The 19,477-nt window shown below is 50.5% G+C and carries 15 protein-coding genes; 2 read left to right on the top strand and 13 right to left on the bottom strand.

The features are described 5' to 3' along the window. Positions 1 to 148: 148 nt before the first annotated feature. The 4 genes from ACQ4MZ_RS10380 to ACQ4MZ_RS10365 form a co-directional block, all read right to left on the bottom strand. Positions 149 to 1,273 (bottom strand): FecR family protein, encoded by a 1,125-nt coding sequence (locus ACQ4MZ_RS10380; RefSeq protein WP_430844798.1) that lies wholly within the window; start codon positions 1,271 to 1,273, stop codon positions 149 to 151. Between the two features lie 116 nt (positions 1,274 to 1,389). After that, positions 1,390 to 1,989, bottom strand: a complete 600-nt coding sequence (locus tag ACQ4MZ_RS10375; RefSeq protein WP_430844796.1) for an RNA polymerase sigma factor — start codon at positions 1,987 to 1,989, stop codon at positions 1,390 to 1,392. Positions 1,990 to 2,092: 103 nt separating this feature from the next. After that, a complete protein-coding gene (locus ACQ4MZ_RS10370; protein WP_430844794.1) occupies positions 2,093 to 3,106 on the bottom strand; it encodes a T9SS type A sorting domain-containing protein in 1,014 nt (337 codons plus the stop codon). A 168-nt stretch (positions 3,107 to 3,274) separates the two neighbouring features. Next, positions 3,275 to 4,819, bottom strand: coding sequence for a sulfatase family protein (locus ACQ4MZ_RS10365; protein ID WP_430844793.1), 1,545 nt, complete (start codon positions 4,817 to 4,819; stop codon positions 3,275 to 3,277). A 174-nt stretch (positions 4,820 to 4,993) separates the two neighbouring features. Between ACQ4MZ_RS10365 and ACQ4MZ_RS10360 the strand changes: the two genes are divergently transcribed. Beyond that, the gene (locus tag ACQ4MZ_RS10360; RefSeq protein WP_430844792.1) at positions 4,994 to 5,443 is read left to right on the top strand and encodes a DUF6934 family protein; all 450 of its coding nucleotides are present in this window, start codon (positions 4,994 to 4,996) and stop codon (positions 5,441 to 5,443) included. 12 nt (positions 5,444 to 5,455) lie between these two features. Further along, entirely contained in the window at positions 5,456 to 5,614 is a 159-nt protein-coding gene (locus ACQ4MZ_RS10355; protein ID WP_430844790.1) for a hypothetical protein, read from the top strand. Between the two features lie 44 nt (positions 5,615 to 5,658). Here ACQ4MZ_RS10355 and ACQ4MZ_RS10350 read toward each other — a convergent pair whose 3' ends face one another. From ACQ4MZ_RS10350 to ACQ4MZ_RS10310, 9 genes are all read right to left on the bottom strand, one after another. After that, the gene (locus ACQ4MZ_RS10350; protein WP_430844789.1) at positions 5,659 to 6,837 is read right to left on the bottom strand and encodes a cellulase family glycosylhydrolase; all 1,179 of its coding nucleotides are present in this window, start codon (positions 6,835 to 6,837) and stop codon (positions 5,659 to 5,661) included. A gap of 22 nt (positions 6,838 to 6,859) precedes the next feature. Then, entirely contained in the window at positions 6,860 to 7,909 is a 1,050-nt protein-coding gene (locus tag ACQ4MZ_RS10345) for a family 43 glycosylhydrolase (protein ID WP_430844787.1), read from the bottom strand. Between the two features lie 20 nt (positions 7,910 to 7,929). Then, entirely contained in the window at positions 7,930 to 10,008 is a 2,079-nt protein-coding gene (locus ACQ4MZ_RS10340) for a hypothetical protein (RefSeq protein ID WP_430844786.1), read from the bottom strand. Continuing rightward, positions 10,001 to 10,873 carry a sugar phosphate isomerase/epimerase family protein gene (locus tag ACQ4MZ_RS10335; protein ID WP_430844784.1) on the bottom strand — a complete coding sequence of 291 codons (873 nt, stop codon included), beginning with the start codon at positions 10,871 to 10,873 and terminating at the stop codon, positions 10,001 to 10,003. Before ACQ4MZ_RS10335 ends, ACQ4MZ_RS10340 begins: the two co-directional genes overlap by 8 nt. Positions 10,874 to 10,933: 60 nt before the next feature. After that, entirely contained in the window at positions 10,934 to 12,052 is a 1,119-nt protein-coding gene (locus ACQ4MZ_RS10330) for a Gfo/Idh/MocA family protein (RefSeq protein ID WP_430844782.1), read from the bottom strand. 323 nt (positions 12,053 to 12,375) lie between these two features. After that, complete coding sequence (locus ACQ4MZ_RS10325) at positions 12,376 to 13,092, bottom strand: ThuA domain-containing protein (RefSeq protein WP_430844781.1); 717 nt, start codon at positions 13,090 to 13,092, stop codon at positions 12,376 to 12,378. A 142-nt stretch (positions 13,093 to 13,234) separates the two neighbouring features. Next, a complete protein-coding gene (locus tag ACQ4MZ_RS10320) occupies positions 13,235 to 16,780 on the bottom strand; it encodes a PVC-type heme-binding CxxCH protein (RefSeq protein ID WP_430844780.1) in 3,546 nt (1,181 codons plus the stop codon). 49 nt (positions 16,781 to 16,829) lie between these two features. Next, a complete protein-coding gene (locus ACQ4MZ_RS10315; protein ID WP_430844779.1) occupies positions 16,830 to 17,531 on the bottom strand; it encodes a DUF3823 domain-containing protein in 702 nt (233 codons plus the stop codon). A gap of 27 nt (positions 17,532 to 17,558) precedes the next feature. Beyond that, positions 17,559 to 19,466, bottom strand: coding sequence for a RagB/SusD family nutrient uptake outer membrane protein (locus ACQ4MZ_RS10310; protein ID WP_430844777.1), 1,908 nt, complete (start codon positions 19,464 to 19,466; stop codon positions 17,559 to 17,561). Positions 19,467 to 19,477: the final 11 nt, after the last annotated feature.

The raw sequence follows: 19,477 nt of genomic DNA, 5'->3' as shown, positions 1-19,477 counted from the left end.
TCCCTGCCTCCCACCGGGGAGGGTAATGGCGACCAACCTGTCAGGGAATTCTCGGAGCCGGTGATGCGGGAACATTGCCGGCTCTTTTCTAGGATAAGCTTTCTGTTTTTTCTTGTGCTGGTTTAAAGGGTTACGTGATTGTTTCGGGTTAATTCCTGCATCCTTTGCTATGGATGATCACCTGGCCATCGACGATCTCGTAGCTCGATTCTACGGCCTTGCAAATGATACTGAGTTTATCGTGAAGTGTCTGATTATCCAGGCGTGCGGTGAGCGGGCAATCTTTTAACAACGCCTCATCGTATAGAATTTCGATTCCGTACGCCCTAGCGATCGTGTTGAAGACCTCGCTCGCAGGCGTATCCTCAAATTCAAACTGGGGTATTTCGGCTTTTGAAACGACCATTTCAGGCTTCTCGACCAACGTTTTCACCATTTTTACCTCGTTGCGGGCGTAGATGATTTTCTGGTTGGGCGTCAACACAACGCCCTGGAACTGCCTGTCAGCCACTTTTTCTTTCAAATGCGGGTCCGACTGCGCGAATACGGCCACTTTTCCGGTTTTCACTTCCACCGTCACTTCCCGCGAATCGCCATATGCCTTAATGCGAAAACTGGTTCCCAACACTTTCGTAACCAAGCCATTGGCATACACCAAAAACGGATGTTCAGGATCTTTGGCAATGTCAAAAAATGCTTCACCTTCCAGAAAAACCTCCCGCCGTTCCCCGTCAAATCGTTCGGGATAGCGAATGCGGCCTTTCGGTGCGAGGCTGATTTTACTGCCGTCGCTCAATGCAAGTTCGATGGCTTGGGAAGTTGAATTGTTTTTTTCCGTCAAAGCTCTTTTGTGTTCGATCATGTTATCCTGTTGCCCAAGCTCTGGTTTTTCTTCCCTCTTGATCATCACCGAATACACAGCCCAGCCCATCAGCATGATCAATGCGACCGAGGCCGCAAATTGCATCCAGGGAATGGAAAACGCCGGTATCAGCCGACGCGGCGCCCGGGCCGAATCTTCAATGGTTTCCGTAATCCGGCCGACCGTTCGCTTCACCACCTGGTTAATCTCCGAATCGTCGATGTCCGGCTCGTGCAGGCGGAGGGAAAGCACAATGGCCTTGGCCTGTTCCACTTTTTCCAGCATCTCGGGGTTGGCGTCAATCCAGTCATCCCAAAGCGCTTCGGTTTCAGAGGTGGGCGACAATGTCCATTGGCGAAAGAAATCGTCCCAGACAAAGTCTTCAACAGAAAAATCGTTGTAGCGGTCCATACCAGTTCATTGTGTCTAAATGTGTATAGACAAGGCGCGGCACGGGATACCAATAATTTTTAAATTATTTCTTCAAAAAAGAATAAAAACTAACTGAACGGCTGACAGAGTGCGGGTTAGAACAGGAAATGCAGCAGAAAAAATATAAGAAATTCTGCTTTCCAATGCGTTTTCAAATGCCGGATCGCGATTTGGAGCAGATTAGAAACCGTCTGCGGCGACACGGCCATTACCTCGGCGATCTGCTCGCGGCTGAGCTCCTGGAAAAATTTGAGGTAAACTACTTCCTTCTGGCGACGGGGCAGCGCATTGATCAGTTTCTGTAAATGATGCGTGCGGAAATAGGTCGCTTCGTTGCGGATATAATCGTCTTCCACCGAAAACTCGATCTCGAAATAATCGTCATCTTCCTGCAATGCTTCCCCGCCTACCCATGAGCGTGAGGACACCTGCCTGTGCATCAGGCGACGGAGCGACGCCATCAGGTACGGCTTCACGGCTGCGTTGGGATTGAGGTTATCCCTTTTTTCCCACAATATCAGAAACAAGTCCTGAATGCTGTCCTTTACCAGCTCGCGGTCTTTGGAAAACTTGCTCCCATACCTGAAAAGCAGGCGGAAGTTGTCGGACATCAGCTTTTCAAATGCACGCACCTCCCCCGCCAGGAAATCCTGCCAGAGCACGCGATCTTCCGGAAAAGGGGATGTTGAATTCATAACTTGCTGAAAGGGACGACTAAATAAGTCAAACTTAACCGCAAACTCAATTTATTTTACAAGATTAGTTTAATTGAATCAGGTTATCGTCCTATCCAAACAGTTACTCGATCATGACTTTAACTGCCTGTTTCCGACCATCCTGGTTTTGAAATTGTAAAATGTAAATACCCGACGCAAGCGGGTTCAGCGGTTTCAGGCTTAACTTACCCGGCGCTTCTACCACCGTTTTCGATGGCAGTATCCGGCCATTCAAATCGATCAGACCAACTGAGGAGGCACTTACTCCTTTCGCGGAAAGCGCAATCCGGTCCCTGCTCGCCGGATTCGGAGCTACGATCGCATTGTCGGCAACAGGGTTCGGTCTCCCGTCGTCTATGGATATTTCATCGATCCGGATCTTTCCCACGCCATTGCGGTAGCGCATTTCGAAATTGGAAAGTTTGGTTTTGGAATAGGCCGATGTACCTGGGTAAGCCTTCGCTGCCCTGGCAACCGGCTCATCGTCTACCCACAGATCGTATGTCCCGGGCATCGCGGTTTCCTCAGCAGACGTTGCATTCAGGCGATAGGACAAGGGCTCTTTCGAGTTGTTCAATACCCAGGTGAGGGTGACCGGCTTCTTTTCGGTGTAAGTTCTGCTCATTTGCCGGGTTTCGAGGTCTTTAATATTGAACCCGTCTTCGAGGAAGTTCACCGAGCATTTTGCGAACATTAACCCATTGCCCGGAAAAGAATTGTTGACCGGATTAAAGTCTTCTCCCACATAAAGATACATCGCATTCAGTGCAGGCGCCTGAATCTCCTCCACATTCAAAGTAATGCGAACGACAAGGGTCTCAGGATTGGGCCTGAATGGGGTGGCGCGTATGGCACGTATAATCCCCCCTGTTGCAGAATCCAGCCGGCTGCGGGTGAGCTCCATATAGCCTTTATGAAATTTGTGGTAAGAAAGCGCGGGCGCCGTGAGTATGACGTGGCTGAATTGGCCGGTATCGGGCTGCGGGTTGATCAGGCCGGTGGTTTGGCTGAAATCCTGATGAAAGTAGATCATTTGAGCGCTGCCGGTCAATGATGCCAGCAGCGCTAGTGCGGAGGTGAGGTATTGTTTTAGCATAAACTGGTTTGGAGTTTATGCTTTTAGACGTCGGCGGTTTGGAATGGTAACGGATTGTAGTAGTAAATTTTTTAAATGCCACCGGCTGCGGTGGACCACTAAGGCACGAAGTTACACGAATGTCTCTTCGCGAAAATTCGTGTAACTTCGTGCCTTGGTGCATTAAGACTAATGGCTACGCCCAGCTTCCCGAACCTTTTCAAGTTCCGCAGCCATCGCCTTCACCTTCGCCGGATACTTATCTGCCACATTGTTTTTCTCACCAATATCCTTACTCAAATCATACAACTGAGGCTTTGGATTAGCCCCCGTTTCGATATTGGTCAGCTCTGCAACTGCCTTCCCTTCCCGCGGCTCGATGTACTTCCAGTTGCCCTGCGTGATCGACAATGCCCCACCCTGTTTGATCAGCCAGCTGCGGCCGGTTTGGCTTTTGCCCAACATGGCATCTATTACATTAAAACTATCCACAGCCTCCTCGCTTCCTGTCTTCTGCTGAAAGAAATTGGCGAACGAGGCCATCATATCGATCTGGCAGATCAATGCGTCTGACACCATACCGGGCTTGATAGCCTGCGGCCAGCGCGCCAGCCAGGGTACACGTGTACCACCCTCGAAGGCACTGTACTTGCCTCCGCGCAGTGGACCGGCAGCGCTGTGGCCTTTCGCCAGCTCTACGGCGCGATCGGCGTAGCCGTCGTCGAGTACCGGGCCGTTATCACTTGAAAAGATAACCAGTGTATTTTCTGCGATTTTAAGCTCGTCGAGTTTCTTCAATATCTCGCCCACCGTCCAGTCCATTTGCAGGATTACATCGCCACGCAAACCCATTTTACTCTTGCCTTTAAACTGCGTGCTGGGCATCCTGGGAACGTGAATGTCGTTCAACGAGAAATAAAGAAAGAATGGATTTTTGCGGTTATCCTCAATGAATTGCTCTGCCTTGCTCAGAAACACGTGTGCTACTTCCTCATCGGTCCAGCGAGCCTGCTTACCGCCCGTCATCCAGCCGATCCTACCGATGCCATTTACAATCGTATTGTTATGCCCATGATTGGGCGAAGCAGGGAGTTTCAGTAATTCAGGATTTTCGAGCCCCGTCGGTTCATTACCTATTTTTTTGGAATAGTCCACTTCAATAGGGTCATTCGGATCGAGATCCTGCACGTCGTGATTTTCCACGAAAACCGTCGGAACACGGTCAGAAGTCGCAGGGAAAAAGAATGCATAGTCAAAACCAACTTCATTCGGGCCTTTGGTAATGGGTTTATTCCAATTGATTTGCTTGTTGGTTTCGCCCAGGCCAAGGTGCCACTTACCCACCGATCCGGTTTTATAGCCTGCGTTTTGAAAAATGGCCGGTAAGGTCAGCTGATTCGTCGGGATGATCAGCGACGCATCGCCCGGGAGCACGCCTGTACCCTTTTGTCGCCAGGGATATTTGCCTGTCATGAGCGCAAATCGCGAGGGCGTACACGTAGCCGAGCTCGCATGTGCGTTCGTGAAGCGGATACCTTCCTTCGCCAGCCGGTCAAGGTTGGGCGTACTGATTTTCGTGGCGCCGTAGGCACTCAGGTCGCCATAACCGACATCGTCGGCGTAAATGAAAATGACATTGGGTTTGGGTTGTTTTTTCTGCGCTTTTACCACAAATGGCAAAAGCATGGTCGCGGCGAACAGCCACGACGTCGTCAGAGAGTACTTTAATTTCATAAGGTTGGGGTTAAGAATTCCGGCTGTGAAGATATTCATTCAACTCGACTTTGCCGGTTGAAAAGCGAAAGTTTACCCTTATCTGCATTCTTGAAAATAAAGTAACCGCCTGATAAACGGATTTGGAGAGGGCCAGGTGGAATGCGTAATGTTGTGGTAATACACCGCTATGTTATGGATCAATCCGTTTACGATGTCAAAGTTCTTGAAGATGGTTGCCGTTTTGACTTTATGAGTATCGGATATACAGCAACCCATAAAGCCATACTTTATCAAGAAACCGAAATCCCTTTTTTGTATACTCTGATATTAGCAGAAGTCCAGTGGGATGGGAAACTTTCGGCGACTATTAATAATAGTAATGCAGACGTGAAACCTACCATGGCGACTATATCTAAAACAATTGAAACTTTTACGGCTGCACACCCGAGGGCTGTTGTTGGATTTATGGGAAATACTGATGCCAAGACCCGATTATACAGAATTGCGATTTCGCGAGACCTCGATAAGTTTTTGGAAAAATACCTGATTTGGGGAGTCAGAAGCGATAACGGCAAACGCGAGCTTTTTAAACCCAATCAACCTTATCAATATTTTTTCGTCACCAGTCGATTTGTAACTTAAAAAATGATCACAATGAAAACACAAGCAAAGAAAACGAATGACTTCAAAGCGCAGCCCCCCAAAGGCATATATGCCAATTCCGAAGAGTTGGGCAGAGATATGAACCGGTTTTTCCTGGAAACTCTTTTAGAATCAGCTTACAATGAGATACGAAATAAGCAGCAGCAATAGCAAAACAGCCCGGAAGCAATTCCGGGCTGTTTTGCTATTTAACACTAATAGTAGCTCTTTTTCTCGCTGGTCAACTTCTTAATCAAATCCACCTCAGCCTGCTTGTAAGGCGTTCCGTCTTTCCTGAAAATGTCGTGAAACCACAAGTCGGGTTCCTTGGTATAGGTCTTTTTCCAGCTGTCCCAGGGATAAATGGTCTGGGATTTGCCGTCCACGAGGCCCCAGTTAATGGCGCCTACATTGTATTTCTTGGCAACAGGCAAAGATGTTTCGAAGAAGCTGCCGTTTCCGCGTGACATATATTCGGTACAGATCATCGGGCGGTCGTATTGCTGCAACCATTTGATGCGCTTTTCAAACTCCTGCGCATTCTCGTAATTATGGAATGTGATCACATCCGACTGTTCGATCTGCGCTTTTTCGATCGGTTTCAGCTTTTCAGGTGATGACCAGTCACCTGCCCATACGCCTGATGACAGGGGCTGTGAAGGATTCACCGAACGTGCCCATTCGAACGATTTTACCATGAGCGGCAATACGTAGTCCACTTTGTTGAGCAGTTCCACTTTACCGTACGAGCTGTTGTTCGTGTTATCCGGTTCGTTCCAGATATCCCACATCAACACCCGGTCGTCGTTCGCGAATGCACCAACGGTGCCTTTCACGTATCTTTCCAAACGCGGATATTGCGTACTGTCCTTCAAAGCATTAAAACCCGGATTTTGTACCCAGCCGGAGTTGTGCACACCGGGTTTAGGGTCGCGCTGCTTGCCCAGTTTCGGGAACGGGTCCCAGCAGGAATCGAACAGTACGAGTACAGGCTTAATGTTGTGCTTTTTCGTAATGTTCAGAAAGGTATCGAGGCGCTTGATAAATCCAGCGGAATCTTGCTGATAAAGCAGGTCGTGCAGGTAAACGCGCATGGTGTTCATACCGATATTCTGCGCCCAACCGAGCTCTTTATCGATGGTGGCAGTATCGAACGACTCAGCCTGGAACATTTCGAGCTGATTGATGGCCGTGCTGGGCAGGAAGTCGGCACCGACGAGCCAGCCTTGCTTGGCATACCATTCCTTGGCTTGCTCTTTAGTCCATATTTGGCGACCAGCAGCGGCTTGCTCCTGTGCCGGGGCTTCTTCTTTTTTCTCGTCGGCTTTCTTGGCGCAGTTCTGCAACATGAGGCAGGCCGCAACAGCCCAGATCGTCGTTTTTAACAATTTCATTAGGTGTTTAGAATTGGTTTGGTTATTTAAAAAGCGGGGCAGGCCGGTTTTCTATGCTTGGCTCTGCATTGGAAATTTCGGGCCAGCCGTTTTTCCAGGTTAATTTATCCAACATTAACACGCGGCGGTTGGCGCCGCTCGATACCCTTGGTTCGGCCTTGCCGATAGCGTGGTACAAGAGCCAGTCGGCACCCGCGTCGTCGGTAACCCAGCGTGCATTATGCCCCGGCCCCGCGTACACGTCATTTCCGTGGAGTAACAGGGTGCCGGTTCCGCGCTCTTTCAAGTCCTTGCCCTCCTGGTCGAGGAACGGACCGAAAATGGATTTGGAACGGCCCATTCGCACATGGTACTTGCTTTTCTCAAACTCGCAGCAGCTCTCTTTCGAGCCCAAAAAGTAATAGTAATCCCCTTTCTTCTGGATCATCACCGCCTCGAAATCGCCCGCAGCTACTTTGAACTTCTTCGAGAGGTCGGGAACAGATTTGCCGTCCGCAGATAATTCCACGCCATAGGTCCCCTGCGCAGGCTTGTCGCTGAAACTGCCCCAGAAAACATACTTTTTACCGTCGGCTTCGAGGTAAAACGGGTCGATCGAGTTGGGAACTTCAACGTCCCGGCTATCGAACAACTTTCCCTGATCCACGAACGGCCCCGATGGCGAATCAGCAATCGCAAGCCCCACGCCCGGATTCACATCTCCCCAGGTCGAATAAGCGTAGTACATGTGGTATTTACCATTCACTTTCACGACGTCCGGCGCCCATATGCCGCCCTTTTCTTTCCAGGCAGGTTTGACAGTGAATGCCTCTTTGACATAATCCCAATGCACGAGGTCTTTGGAACGCACAATGGGTATCAGCCGCGAACCGTGGCCATCGCCCCAATCGTCCTGTGTTCCATAGGCATAAAAATAACCGTCGTCGGCTTTCACGACACTCGGGTCGGCGAGAATGGGTTCAAAAACCGGGTTTTTATACTCCTTATCCCCGGGGCCATCCAGTCGGGAACCGTCCAGTCCGGGACTGGTCAAAATCAATGGGAATAGCAGTGATAAGAGTAGTTTGATCATTTCAGGTTTGGTTAATATCGTTATTCGAGCCAGATAATCTGGGTAAATGCGCCATTCGCAGCCACATCCCAGAGTTCAACCCGTAGCCATCTCCGGCCTTTAAGGTTTTGGGTAAATTTAAAACTCTTCTGACCGAAAGCCTGTGTGTCGTTCAAATTAATGATATCGTGAAAAACTTCCTTGCCATCGCCGGAGATCACTTCCGCACGGTTGAGCGGAAAAGTCCATTTCGCATCGAGACTAATCTCTACATTCCCTTTCGCGTCCGGCTTTGCTATTTCACCCACGACTGCATTGTTCACTTTAAATGCCGGGATCAGCACTTCACCGGTAGTGACGAAGAATTTACCTTTTCGCATTGCGTCCAGTACGGGCTGCCAGCCATCTTCGAAGCGGGGAAGCTGGTCGAGTTGGAGGTAATTGACATTCAAATGGCCATACAATTCATAATTCGGCTCAATGCGGAAGAGATCTGCCTCTGCCAGGACATTCTTTTTATAACCCCAGTTGGCCATATCGTCCATCAGGTCGAGCACGCGTTTGCCAAGTTTGGGTTGCGATAAATCGGCCGGCATGGCCTTCCAGGCAGCACCCAGAAAATGGTTGGATTTATAAAAAGCCTCTTCTTTATGCTTGTCGGGAAACCCGGTAGAACCCTTCGTGCGCGCATGCGCAGTCCACGCGAGACCATCTTCCATTTCCAACAGTTTCAACATTTCGTCCTTGTTGCCGATTCGGTAAACTTTGCCATATTCGGGATGGTCTTCCACGAATGGCTGGTCTTTTTCTCGCGACATCAGCCAGTAAACCGGTTTGGGAAAAATATTCATCCAATGCCCACCGAAGAAGTTATTAGGTTCTTCACCGGGTAACAACAGAAAATTGCCACCCGAAAGCCGCGCGCATTCCGCAAACATCATTTTCAGTTCGGGCCAGCGCTTAGCTTCCGGTCCGCGCGGGCTACCCGGACCGTGAAATTCGGCGAGATGCACAATATTCACGCCCGTATTCCTGAATGCTTTGACAAAACCGGGCATCTCCGGCAGCGGCTTGCGCGTGAGCACATCGTCCACATGCTCCTGATGGAAATGGCTGGACATCGTGTAATAACCCGGAAGCGGTTCATACTTATCCGAATGCGTAAAAGCTTTCACATTTTCGAGCACCTTACCATCCTTTTCGCGGCTTAGCAGACAGAAGAAATTGTAACGCTGCTGCGTTCCCGGCGGCGCATTAAACCACGGCACCCACCGACGGTCGCCGAGCAAATCGTGGCGGATACCGATGCCAAAGCCCGGCAGCAGATTACGGTAATTCTCGCCGTACCAGATATGTTCGAGGTTGTAGCAATTATCCAGCGGATAGAAATACTGGTGCGGCGCAGAGAACACCGCGAGGTTACCTTCCTTACCCTGACCGATGATCGTCCGGTATTTCACGGCCATCATTTCGACGGTATCCATTTTGGTCACAACCACATTACGCATAAAATCCTCGGTATCAGCCCAGAAAAGCTTATGCCAGGGCGTTTCACGGGAGGTAAGGCCTATGTCGTAAATCACAGCCAGCGAATCGGCGTTAGTCGACATGACTGCTGCAACGTTCATCAGCGGGCTGCCATTATAGAGTGTAAATTGAATGGAGCCTGAAAACGGGCCTGCTTTAGCCCCATTGACGGTAACTTCCGTGCGGGAGCCATTACTGGTCACTTTTACATCCGTTTTATCAAGTTTTACGGCATAGCTCTGGTATTTCAGATAAGGGGTTTTATCAAAGAAGATATTCCAGCCATTCTGCGAAACGAGGTCGCGCTTGCCTATGGTAAGGATGATGGCCGGGTCGAGGTTACGGGCAATGGTGTATTGCCTTTCCCCGGTACCAATGCCCAGGCTACCGATCAACGGGTTGGATTTACTTAAATCAATGGAAACCTTCCCGGTCTCCGCGTTGCCGGCGGGCCATTCTATGTTCAGCATGGCCTCGCTGACGCTCGCCCGAACGCCGCTCTTCTTGTCGAGCCCTTTTAAATCGACAGGTACCTGCGCGTACAGCGCAGCGGAGATGGTCAACAAGAAAATAAGCAGGATCTTCTTACGCATTGATAGCAGAGGGTGTTGGAACAAACAGTTTTTGGTAGAAGGATAGCCCTTCTTCGGCCAGCTCATCGGCGCTGTTTGCCAATGGCCGCCAGATGCAGGCCGCGCGGGCCAGTTCTTTGGAGGGTTGTCCGAAGGTTTCGATCACCACCGCGCCATCATAACCAATATCGGTAAGCGCTTCCCGAATGCCTTGCCACTCCAAATGGCCGGTCCCCGGTGTGCCGCGGTCGCTTTCGTTGCCTTGTACATGACAAAGCAAATCTTTCCCGATTTTCCTGATCGAAGCGGGAATATCTTTTTCCTCGATATTGGAATGGAAGGTATCGAGCACGATTTTCAGGTTCGGATTTCCGACTTCATCCAGGATCGATAACGCCTGATCGACCGTATTGACCATATCCGTCTCAAAACGGTTCAAGGGTTCCAAACCAAGCGTTACCCCATAATCTCCGGCGATTGGGCTTACTTCTTTCAAAATGTCCACACACCATGCACGCTCCTGCTTTTTTTGCTCCGCCGACACAATGCGGGTTTTGCCTACTGCCGAGTACAATGGCCCTCCGAAAATCGGGCTATCCATTTGCCCGGCGATGCGGATGCAGTCGATAATATACTGTTTCCCGATCTCGCGAAATGCGGGATCGGTGCTTGAAATATCCCGCTCGGGGCCGAATGCACCACTAATGGTGATTTTCAGGTCGAGATCGCGGGCGGTGTCTCTGATGTGCTTCCAATCGATAATACGGGTATCTTCCACGGCTATTTCAATGACGTCGTAACCCATGTTTTTGACCTTGGCGAGCAGGTCTATGTTAGCCGTCGAAAACGGGGATACCCAAATGAACGTGCTGGCTCCAAATAGCATAAGGGTTCAGGTTTAGCAAAAAGCCAGATTTTGAGGCCTGGCTTTTATTAATAGAATGGCTTATTCTTCAAAACTCGGTACATTCACACGAATACCGCCCTTCATAGCCGACTCGTGTGCGCAAATGCCCGCGCAAGTGTAGTTGGCAGCCAATGCCGCATCCACCGCCGAATCGCGGCCTTCGACGATCGCAGCCACGAATTCCTGTACCAAATGCGGGTGCGAACCACCATGCCCTGCACCTTGAAGGAACGATACGTGGTTCGGATCGTCAATCTTCTCGCGTTTGGTGAAATGCTTGATCGGCTCGATCAGCAAATGATCGGTATCAGGCACATTGATGCGCGATGCATTCTCCCCCCCATCGAATATCACGTGCTCCTCGTCCTGCAACTGTTCCCATTCGAACGACATTTTAGTGCCGTACACGTCGTAGCTCTCGCGGTACTGGCGCACTACGTCGAACAGCGAACGGGTCGCTTCGGCTACCACATCGGTACCTTTCAGGGTAAATGTGGCTGTTTCCACAGCAAATGGCGATCCATAACGGCTGGCGAGGTCGTCGCTCAACCGGCCCGAACCGTGGCAAACCACGGTTTCAGCAATCGTATTGTTGATTTTCAAAAGGGGGGAAATCGCGTGGGTGCCATTCAGCATCGGCGGGTAACCTTTCCAGTATTCTCCCCACCCTTCCATGCTCATATCCTGAATATGCGAGCCGCGCACGAACTGGATACGACCGAGTTGGCCGGTTTGCGCAAGGTTGAGGCCATAAAGGAATTCGCGGGTGTACAATGCGGTTTCCATCATCATATACACCTTGCCCGAGCGGCGCTTGGCTTCGACAATGGCTTTGCAATCCTCGACGGTCATCGCCATCGGAATGGTGCAGGCCGTGTGCTTACCTGCATTTAGGGATGCCAGCGTCATACGCGCGTGGTCGGGCACGGGCGTTACTACGTGTATCGCGTCCACGTCTTCGCGCTTGGGAACGTCTTCAAAATGCTCGAAAACAAGGTTAGGGTCGAGATTGAACTTGGCTGTCAGCTCGTCGCGGGTTTGTTTGCTGCGGGTACAGATACCTACCGCCTTAATGTTCGGGTGGCTTTGATAAATAGGGATAAACTCCTTCCCGAAACCCATACCCACAATAACTACTGTGATTTGCTTGTCGCTCATTGCTACTTTGGTTAGTCTCCGGGTTAAAACCCGGGGTTAAGAAATGGATTGATTTGCTTTGTTTTTTGACCTCCGGCTCTATTAATGCTTGCTCTCAAATCTTTCTCTTTGATCCCCGGAATAAAGCCCGGGGCAATAGATTAGGGGATTTTATTTGATCATCGGCAAATTTGGGCAATTCTGTTATCATCTTTTCAAATCCCATTGCCGTCGATTTTAATCGACGGACAGAGTGAGCAAATGAGTTTGTTGGAGCAAAGAATTATTGAATGAAAGAATGAATGATTGATAGCATTGTCTATCTGTCAATCAATTTAATTTATCTATTTGCCAGCCGCCCACTGAACCGCATTGCGCAGGAGTGTCTGATAGGGCTCGATCGTATGCGATTTAGCATCATGCCCCAGTGCTATGCCTACGATCCTCCCCTTGGGATACTTCACAATAAAAATACTTGGGAAAACATTGTCCGATGTTTCGGCTTTGGCAGTTGCGAGCACTTCAATGGGTGTTCCGGCCGCGTCGGGTTTGAAATAATACAGCTCATCATCCAGCTTGAAGCTCGTTGCCACACCCTTGGTCACCGGGTGCTTTCTAATGATTGTTACCTCAAACGGCCCGTATTTGTCATGTCCTTTGGAGCCACCGCCTACCAGCTTCTGGTTGTATTCCGGCCAATCGGCCCAGTTGTACCAAAGCGCGGGATGTGCCAGTACGAGGCCTTTTCCGGCATCCACAAATGCAAAAATGGCTTCCCGCGTCGCTTTGTCAGCGATGGGCTGGTTATTTGAAAGATAAAGCACATCGACGTCTTTCAGCTTGCCCAGGATCGTCGAAGGGTCGCTGGTGTATTCCACCGTTGCCAGGCCTCCCTTTTGAAGCGTTTGCACATCTTCCTGCTTGTACCACCGGTCGAAATCGTGTGAGGTACCGCCGCCGACGAGCAGCACGCGGATAGCCTTTTTCCTTCCGGGGTTTTCCGCTATCGCACTATTGGAAATCATGGCTAACAGAAGCAATAATGCAGCAATGGTTTTCATTTTTGAGTTCAAAGTTTCTGAGTGTAAGGTTTATGAGTATAAAGTCTATGATTAGGAATCCTTAGTTTAGAGTTTGCAGTTTGTGAATTGAAAGTTGGGGGCAGGCATTAGGTTTCAACTCATAAACTTTAAACTCTCAAATTCACTTCGTTACCCGCAGGATGCCGTTCATTCCTCGCCAGTGGCCTGGGAATGTGCACACGTAGGGATAATCGCCAGGTTCGTTAGGCACCGTTATTTCGAGCGTAACCGTCTCACCCGAATTCACCAATCTTGTCGCAAACAACACTTCCGGAATTTTTGGAACATACTGCATTTCAGCGGCTTTTGGGTTGCTAAGAAGCTCATCCGCTGCCTTACCTACTTTCTGCAACGTTCCCGGTTTGATGATCAGCAGGTTATGCTGCATTCCGTCGGGGTTTTCAAGGTTAATTACCACCTTTTGCCCTGCCTTCGCGGTGATCAGCTTTTTGTCATATTGCATAATTTCCTTTTCCACTTTCAGCTCAATCACAGTTGCATTGGAAGCAACGGCCTTTGAACCCGATTGGGTCGATGAAACTGCATTGCTCTCCCCTTCATTCGGGCGGTTCAGTTCGAGGGAGGCTTTTTGGAAATTACCCACAAAACCGAACCGGCCTTCGTAATCCCCGATTTTGTCCTCGCCTTCCATATCCTCGCCCGAGCGTACCGAATTGCTCAGCGGCGCGTTGAAAAGCATGTGCGCTTTGCCGGTGGCCGCTTCCTTTCCATCGATTGCAATACGAATGTTGCCCCCTTGTGTAAGCCTTGCTACGACGTCAAACTTGTCGGGCAGCGGCTCTGTGGTGGCTGCTTTGCTTAGCATTCCGTGCTGTTTGACGGCCATGATGAGCTTGCCATCCTGGATGTACAATGCATAACCACCATCTTTCCCGCCCTGACCAGCGATGAAGCCTTGCAATGCCCGGTCGCGGCCCTTGGTAACGGTTGCACGGATGGTGATTTCCTTGCCCGAAACATCCGGCGGGAATTGCAACGTGTTCCTTCTCCCCAGTGGATAAATTTCTTTGCTTAGTGCCTCAGTAACCTGCGCCGTCAATGCGGATGGTTGTGATTGCTTATCTGCCGCTCCGAGAAAGCCCTTCTCATGCTGAATAGCCGCTGCGAGAATAGCTCGTGACAGCCAGGGGTCTTTGGCATTCTGCTCATCGAGGGATGCCTGGTAAATGGCTGCCCCGGCTTTTTGGGAGGCTGGCAGTTCGGCAATGGCCACGAATACGCTCAGGCGGGTGTTCAGGTTGGCATCCTTCATGCTCTTTTCGAGTATTTCAAAACTTTGCGCCTGTTTGGGTAACACGCTCGCCGCTGCTTTACGTACGCCCGGTGCCGGGTGGCTCAATGCCTTGCTCGCTACTTGCAATGCTTCTGCATTCGAGCCGTCGAGTGCCCCAAGGCCGTGCAATGTCCACAATGCGTGTACGGCAGGGCTGTTCAAGCCTATTTCATCCACTTTTGGATTATTAATGATTTTATACAAATCCGGCAGCACCGACAGTTTTTTCGATTCCACGAGCAAACGCTGGGCGGTCATACGCCAGAACATATTATCATTCTCCAATGCTGCCACCAATCCCGGCAGGTCGTCTTTAGAAAGTTTCAATGCAGGCGATTTCTTGCCGTTTTTGTAAACAATCCTGTAAATGCGGCCGTGGTTCAAATCGCGCATCGGGCTACTGAATGCATTGCCCGGACCATGCGGTTGCTCTTCGAACGGAAGAATGAACTTCGAAGGCGATTGCGCCGGTACGAACACATTGTGCTGGATAATAAAGTTGTACCAGTCGGCTACCCATACCGCCCCGTCCGGGCCTACCTCGGCTTGTACGGGGCCGAACCATTCGTCGGAGCTGGCCATGAAGTTCCAGCCGTCTTTTTCCTTAAAACCTGCGCCGTCCGGTTCGAGGATGGCTTTATGAATCAAACGGATTGTCGGTTCGGTCACTAATGCGACGCGGTTCCAGTATTCTTTCGGGTAGTTCCGGGCTGTGTAAAAATGGTGACCGGCCGCGGAAGTGAACCCTCCTACCACGTCTACCTGGCGAAGGTTGGGCGTGACGGCGTGGGCGTCGTAATGCCCGTCTATTTTCTGAATGGCTTGTACCGTCGGTTGCTCTTCGCCTAATGTGCGTTGCATTAACCGGCCGGGCATTGAAAAGAATGCGCTGTGAGTGTTGTTGGCAGTTGAAAGGAATACGTTGTTATCCTCGGTGAAGCCCAGCCCCCAGGTGTTGTTGCTGCTGCTGCCGAGGTATTCAAATTCTTTTCCATCCGGCTTGAAATTGTAAAGGCCCTGCGAGAAGCTCATCTTCTTACCATCAATGGTGCCGTTGAATGCCGAGTAGCCCAGCACGCCCCAGATTTTGTTGTTAAACCCATATTGCAGGTTCGATGGCCCCGCGTGGGTGTCGTTTTTGCCCCAGCCGGTCATGATCACCTCGCGTACATCGGCCACATCGTCGCCGTTGGTGTCTTTCAGAAACACGAAATCCGGTGCCATAGAGACGATCACGCCGCCATTGGAAAAAACCATACTGGTAGGAATGTTCAATTTATCGGCGAAGACAGTGAACTTGTCGGCCTTGCCATCGCCATTGGTATCCTCACAAATTTTAATGCGGTCGTTGGAAGCGCCGTCGGTCTCCTTGAACGTATTAGGGTAATCGACCGACTCCACGACCCAAAGCCGCCCACGCTCATCCCACGACATGGCAATCGGATTAGTAATGTCCGGTTCGGATGCGAAAAGTTGTATTTCAAAATCCGGCGGGACCTGCGTCAGCTTGTTCGATTCGGCCGGTGAAAGTGACTCCTGCATTTTCGGCACCACATGTCGCCTGGTGTAGTGCGAAATGGTATCGGAGTTGTAAATGTCCACCTCGGGCAGGTTCAATGCGGCGATTTGCGCTTGTACCCGATCGCCAATGGCCCATAGCACGCCGTTTCTGACCAGATCGAGAAAGCCTTTGTTAGTCCAGGTGCTGTCCTCGTGCCCGTATGCGGTGTAGAATACACGGCCTTTACCCTCGTTGCGCACCCACGTGTAAGGCTCATGCACGTCGCCTTCTACCCGCTCGCCCAAGACGGTTTTGTCGGGATTCAGGTTTTTATGCACATAAGTTTCATCCCAGGTCTGAAAGTCCGTAATGCCCTTCATGACCTGGTGTTCCGGTTTTAGAATAGTATTTTTAAATGAGCCCGTCTTATGGGAAGCAAACTGGCCGCCTATTGTTTTGATATACCAGGAAGAATTCCTGAAACAACCCGAAGCCGAATGGATCGGGATAAGTCCTTTGCCGCCTTCCACGAATGCCTTCATGGCGCTTTCCTGCGAAGGAGAGAGCGAATCATGATTGGCGTAGATGATCAGCCCGTCGTACTTCGCCAGGTTTTCGGGGTTAATATCTCCGGGATTAGTGGTGTACGACATGTTAATGCCGCTTTTGAACAGCTTGACCGACAGCCAGGGTGCGTACTTACCCGAATCGTGATGCTTGCTGTTGTGCCCCAGGAACAATACTTCGGCCCTGCGGCCTTTGGAAGCACTGGCCTTAACGGCCAATGCCCCGACGGTCGGCCCCGCCGTTTTACTTTTTGCACATGCCAGCCCCATGAGCCCGACAAGCAGAAGTGCAATGTAATTCCTCATTCAAATTGGTTTTAAAGAAAAGTTTCGGTTTTAGTATTGGGATCAATCCTTACAAATTGACTTTCTGAACCGGTGAAAAAACCATGTCCTCCACATCTTTGATCTTCACACCTACCCTGGCAAACACGTAGTTCTGGGCGGGCGAAAGCGTAGGTACGGTGGCGCTGAGGTTGATCGCGTTCAGGTCTTTAATGTCGGCCCCGGGTACGTCGGTCACAGCCACGTTGGTAGCGCGCGCAACAAAATCGGTTTTGTTCACATATAATGAGACCCTTTCGATGTCTTTACCCTCGGCACCGGTCAGGATTTTTTCAAGTTTGAGGGAAACGTTCACCTTGCTCTCCCCCCCCGAAAACTGCGGCGTGCGAATCATGTAGTACGGCATTACCTCCACATCGAGCGCCTGGTTACCTGCCAGCTTCACGAACACAGTATCTTTGGCAGCGGCGTCTTTCACGATCGTCTTGAATGGCCCGCGGTTTTTGGGGAAAACCAGTTTGTAATTTCCGTCAAACAAAAGGGCTGAATAGGACCCATTCTGCGAAATAGGCGCATCGATGGCCGCCAGCTTTCCAAAACCCGGCTGCCAGAGTTGCAGGCGAACCTGCCCTTCCTCCACGCCCACCGGCTCGCCCTTGTAGACGATCTTGCCTGAAAGCACGGATTTGGGCTCGGTATAGTTATCCTTTTCGCAAGCCGACACAAGCGCTAGCATCGCGACAAGCGGCATAATATGAAATCTGATCTTCATGATATCGTATCGTTTGAATGTGATGGTCTATTGGTTCGGATTTCTGACGAGCTTGGGATTGTTGCTGATAATGGCGTCGTCTATGTACGAATAGTAGTTTCCAAGTTGGAAGCGGTCTGCTCCGGTTACGCGGCTGAGTTTAACCTGCTTGTAAATCCATTTGCCATTATTGGGCGAGCCCGGGTCGTAGATTTTGTACGACCACAATCCCCATGGTTGCGTATTGCGCTTGGTAGCTTTTCCAAGGTCTTTCGAAAGTTCCGCAGCAGTAATTGCATTGCCGTCCAGGATCTGGTGTGCGATGCGCCATCTTTTCATATCAAACAAAAGGTGCCCTTCGAATGCGAACTCTACGCGCCGCTCGTGCACGAGGCGGTCGAAATTAATTTCTGACGCTTTCAAAGGCGTTACCAATCCGGCGCGTGCGCGGACCTGGTTCATATAACCCGCCGCTTCTGCTGCCTGGCCTAATTCAAATGCGGCCTCAGCGGCATTCAAAAGCACTTCTGCAAAACGATAGCGAACGAGCCACACCTCGCTGTTCACCCCGCGTTGGCCAGAGCCTACGACGGGATCGAGGTACTTGCGAAGGTAAAAACCCGTTTGGGCAGTGAATTCAAATCCGTCGATAGGGCCGTCGAAACCTACGACTTGCTCGGGTACTGTCTTGCCGGGCAGCGTTTTTTGCGCACCGCGGTCGTCCCCGCTGATAATCGTGCCGTTTGCCAGCTGGTAACCTGCCCAAATATCGACTTTGCGACCTTTGAAAGTAGTTCCCGGCAGCATTACCGTTCCGGCGAGGCGGGCGTCGCGTCCAGCGAAGATGTCAGTTTGCTCATTATAATAGATCGGCGTTCCGTTTGCATTGTTAGTCGGGATCGGTGCGAAGGTATTATCCAGTTTTTCAAATGCTTCCACTAATTGCAGCGACGGGTTAATGCGGCCGCCTTCCTCTTCCTCAGCACCGTAGCGGGGCTGGTTCCAACCGGTGAAGTAATGCACCTTTCCGCTCTGCAATTTGAAATCCTCTACAAAAATGACCTCGGGGTTATTCGCCTTGTCGTAAAAAATGCTGGCAAAGTTTTCGGACAGATCAGGCTTTTTGGTATACAAAGCATAGGCCCCCGCATTTCCAGAGATAATCTCTTTCGCAGCCGCCAGCGCTTTGGTGTAATAACCATTGGCCATGTTCGCCGGAATACCGACCTCGCCGCCAGGCAATGAAACCTGAGGAGTATTCACGCCATATTTTGCAATAGAACCCGCGTAAATAGCAGCACGAACCTCCATCGCCAATGCCGCAGCTTTGGTAGCACGCGATTTCTCAGCCACGCTGGCCGGCAATTTGTCTTTAATTTCCTCAGCCTCTTTAATTACAAAATCATAAATCTCCGATTCCTTCGCACGCGGATGTTGCAGGTAAGAAGGATCGCCGCTGAAATCGTACACCATCGGTTCGAGAATCAGCGGCACGCCACCCATTCTTTTCACGAGTTCGAAATAGTAGGATGCTCTCAAAAAGCGTGCTTCGGCCAGGTAGCGTTCCCGAACGGCCGGGGCTAGCTTTTCGGCCGCAGTACATTTCTGGATAAACAGGTTCATCTCGCGGATGTAACCATAATCCCATGCACTCCATGACCGCACATCCCAGCCGCTGTTCTGGAAGTTGTTATAACGGCCTGCTTCTGACCAGAATGCCTCATTGAAGTCACTCACAGTCATCCAGCCGGGCACGTCGTTAATGGTCTTGAAAGTCGAAAGATCCACATAACGGTTGTACAAATCGCCCAGTACCGACAGTACCTGCCCTTCGTCGGTCCAGATCTGATCTTCGGAAAGCTGGCTGGTAGGCGGACGGTTCAGGAATTCGTCGTCGTTACAGCTCCAACCCAGCGTCAATACAGCAATCGATAGTATTTGAAATATCTTTTTCATGTTGAATTCCA

Origin of the sequence: Dyadobacter sp. BHUBP1, from assembly GCF_050587785.1 — a bacterium.
GTDB lineage: Bacteria > Bacteroidota > Bacteroidia > Cytophagales > Spirosomataceae > Dyadobacter.
Note: the sequence above shows the minus strand (reverse complement) of the source record. Positions and strands in the feature narration are given on the sequence as shown.

Coding starts and splice junctions, on each gene's coding strand:
- ACQ4MZ_RS10380 (WP_430844798.1), bottom strand. CDS start 1,273: ATGGACCGCTACAACGATTTTTCTGTTGAAGACTTTGTCTGGGACGAT.
- ACQ4MZ_RS10325 (WP_430844781.1), bottom strand. CDS start 13,092: ATGAAAACCATTGCTGCATTATTGCTTCTGTTAGCCATGATTTCCAAT.
- ACQ4MZ_RS10320 (WP_430844780.1), bottom strand. CDS start 16,780: ATGAGGAATTACATTGCACTTCTGCTTGTCGGGCTCATGGGGCTGGCA.
- ACQ4MZ_RS10355 (WP_430844790.1), top strand. CDS start 5,456: ATGAAAACACAAGCAAAGAAAACGAATGACTTCAAAGCGCAGCCCCCC.
- ACQ4MZ_RS10335 (WP_430844784.1), bottom strand. CDS start 10,873: ATGCTATTTGGAGCCAGCACGTTCATTTGGGTATCCCCGTTTTCGACG.
- ACQ4MZ_RS10340 (WP_430844786.1), bottom strand. CDS start 10,008: ATGCGTAAGAAGATCCTGCTTATTTTCTTGTTGACCATCTCCGCTGCG.
- ACQ4MZ_RS10345 (WP_430844787.1), bottom strand. CDS start 7,909: ATGATCAAACTACTCTTATCACTGCTATTCCCATTGATTTTGACCAGT.
- ACQ4MZ_RS10310 (WP_430844777.1), bottom strand. CDS start 19,466: ATGAAAAAGATATTTCAAATACTATCGATTGCTGTATTGACGCTGGGT.
- ACQ4MZ_RS10360 (WP_430844792.1), top strand. CDS start 4,994: ATGGATCAATCCGTTTACGATGTCAAAGTTCTTGAAGATGGTTGCCGT.
- ACQ4MZ_RS10375 (WP_430844796.1), bottom strand. CDS start 1,989: ATGAATTCAACATCCCCTTTTCCGGAAGATCGCGTGCTCTGGCAGGAT.
- ACQ4MZ_RS10365 (WP_430844793.1), bottom strand. CDS start 4,819: ATGAAATTAAAGTACTCTCTGACGACGTCGTGGCTGTTCGCCGCGACC.
- ACQ4MZ_RS10350 (WP_430844789.1), bottom strand. CDS start 6,837: ATGAAATTGTTAAAAACGACGATCTGGGCTGTTGCGGCCTGCCTCATG.
- ACQ4MZ_RS10315 (WP_430844779.1), bottom strand. CDS start 17,531: ATGAAGATCAGATTTCATATTATGCCGCTTGTCGCGATGCTAGCGCTT.
- ACQ4MZ_RS10330 (WP_430844782.1), bottom strand. CDS start 12,052: ATGAGCGACAAGCAAATCACAGTAGTTATTGTGGGTATGGGTTTCGGG.
- ACQ4MZ_RS10370 (WP_430844794.1), bottom strand. CDS start 3,106: ATGCTAAAACAATACCTCACCTCCGCACTAGCGCTGCTGGCATCATTG.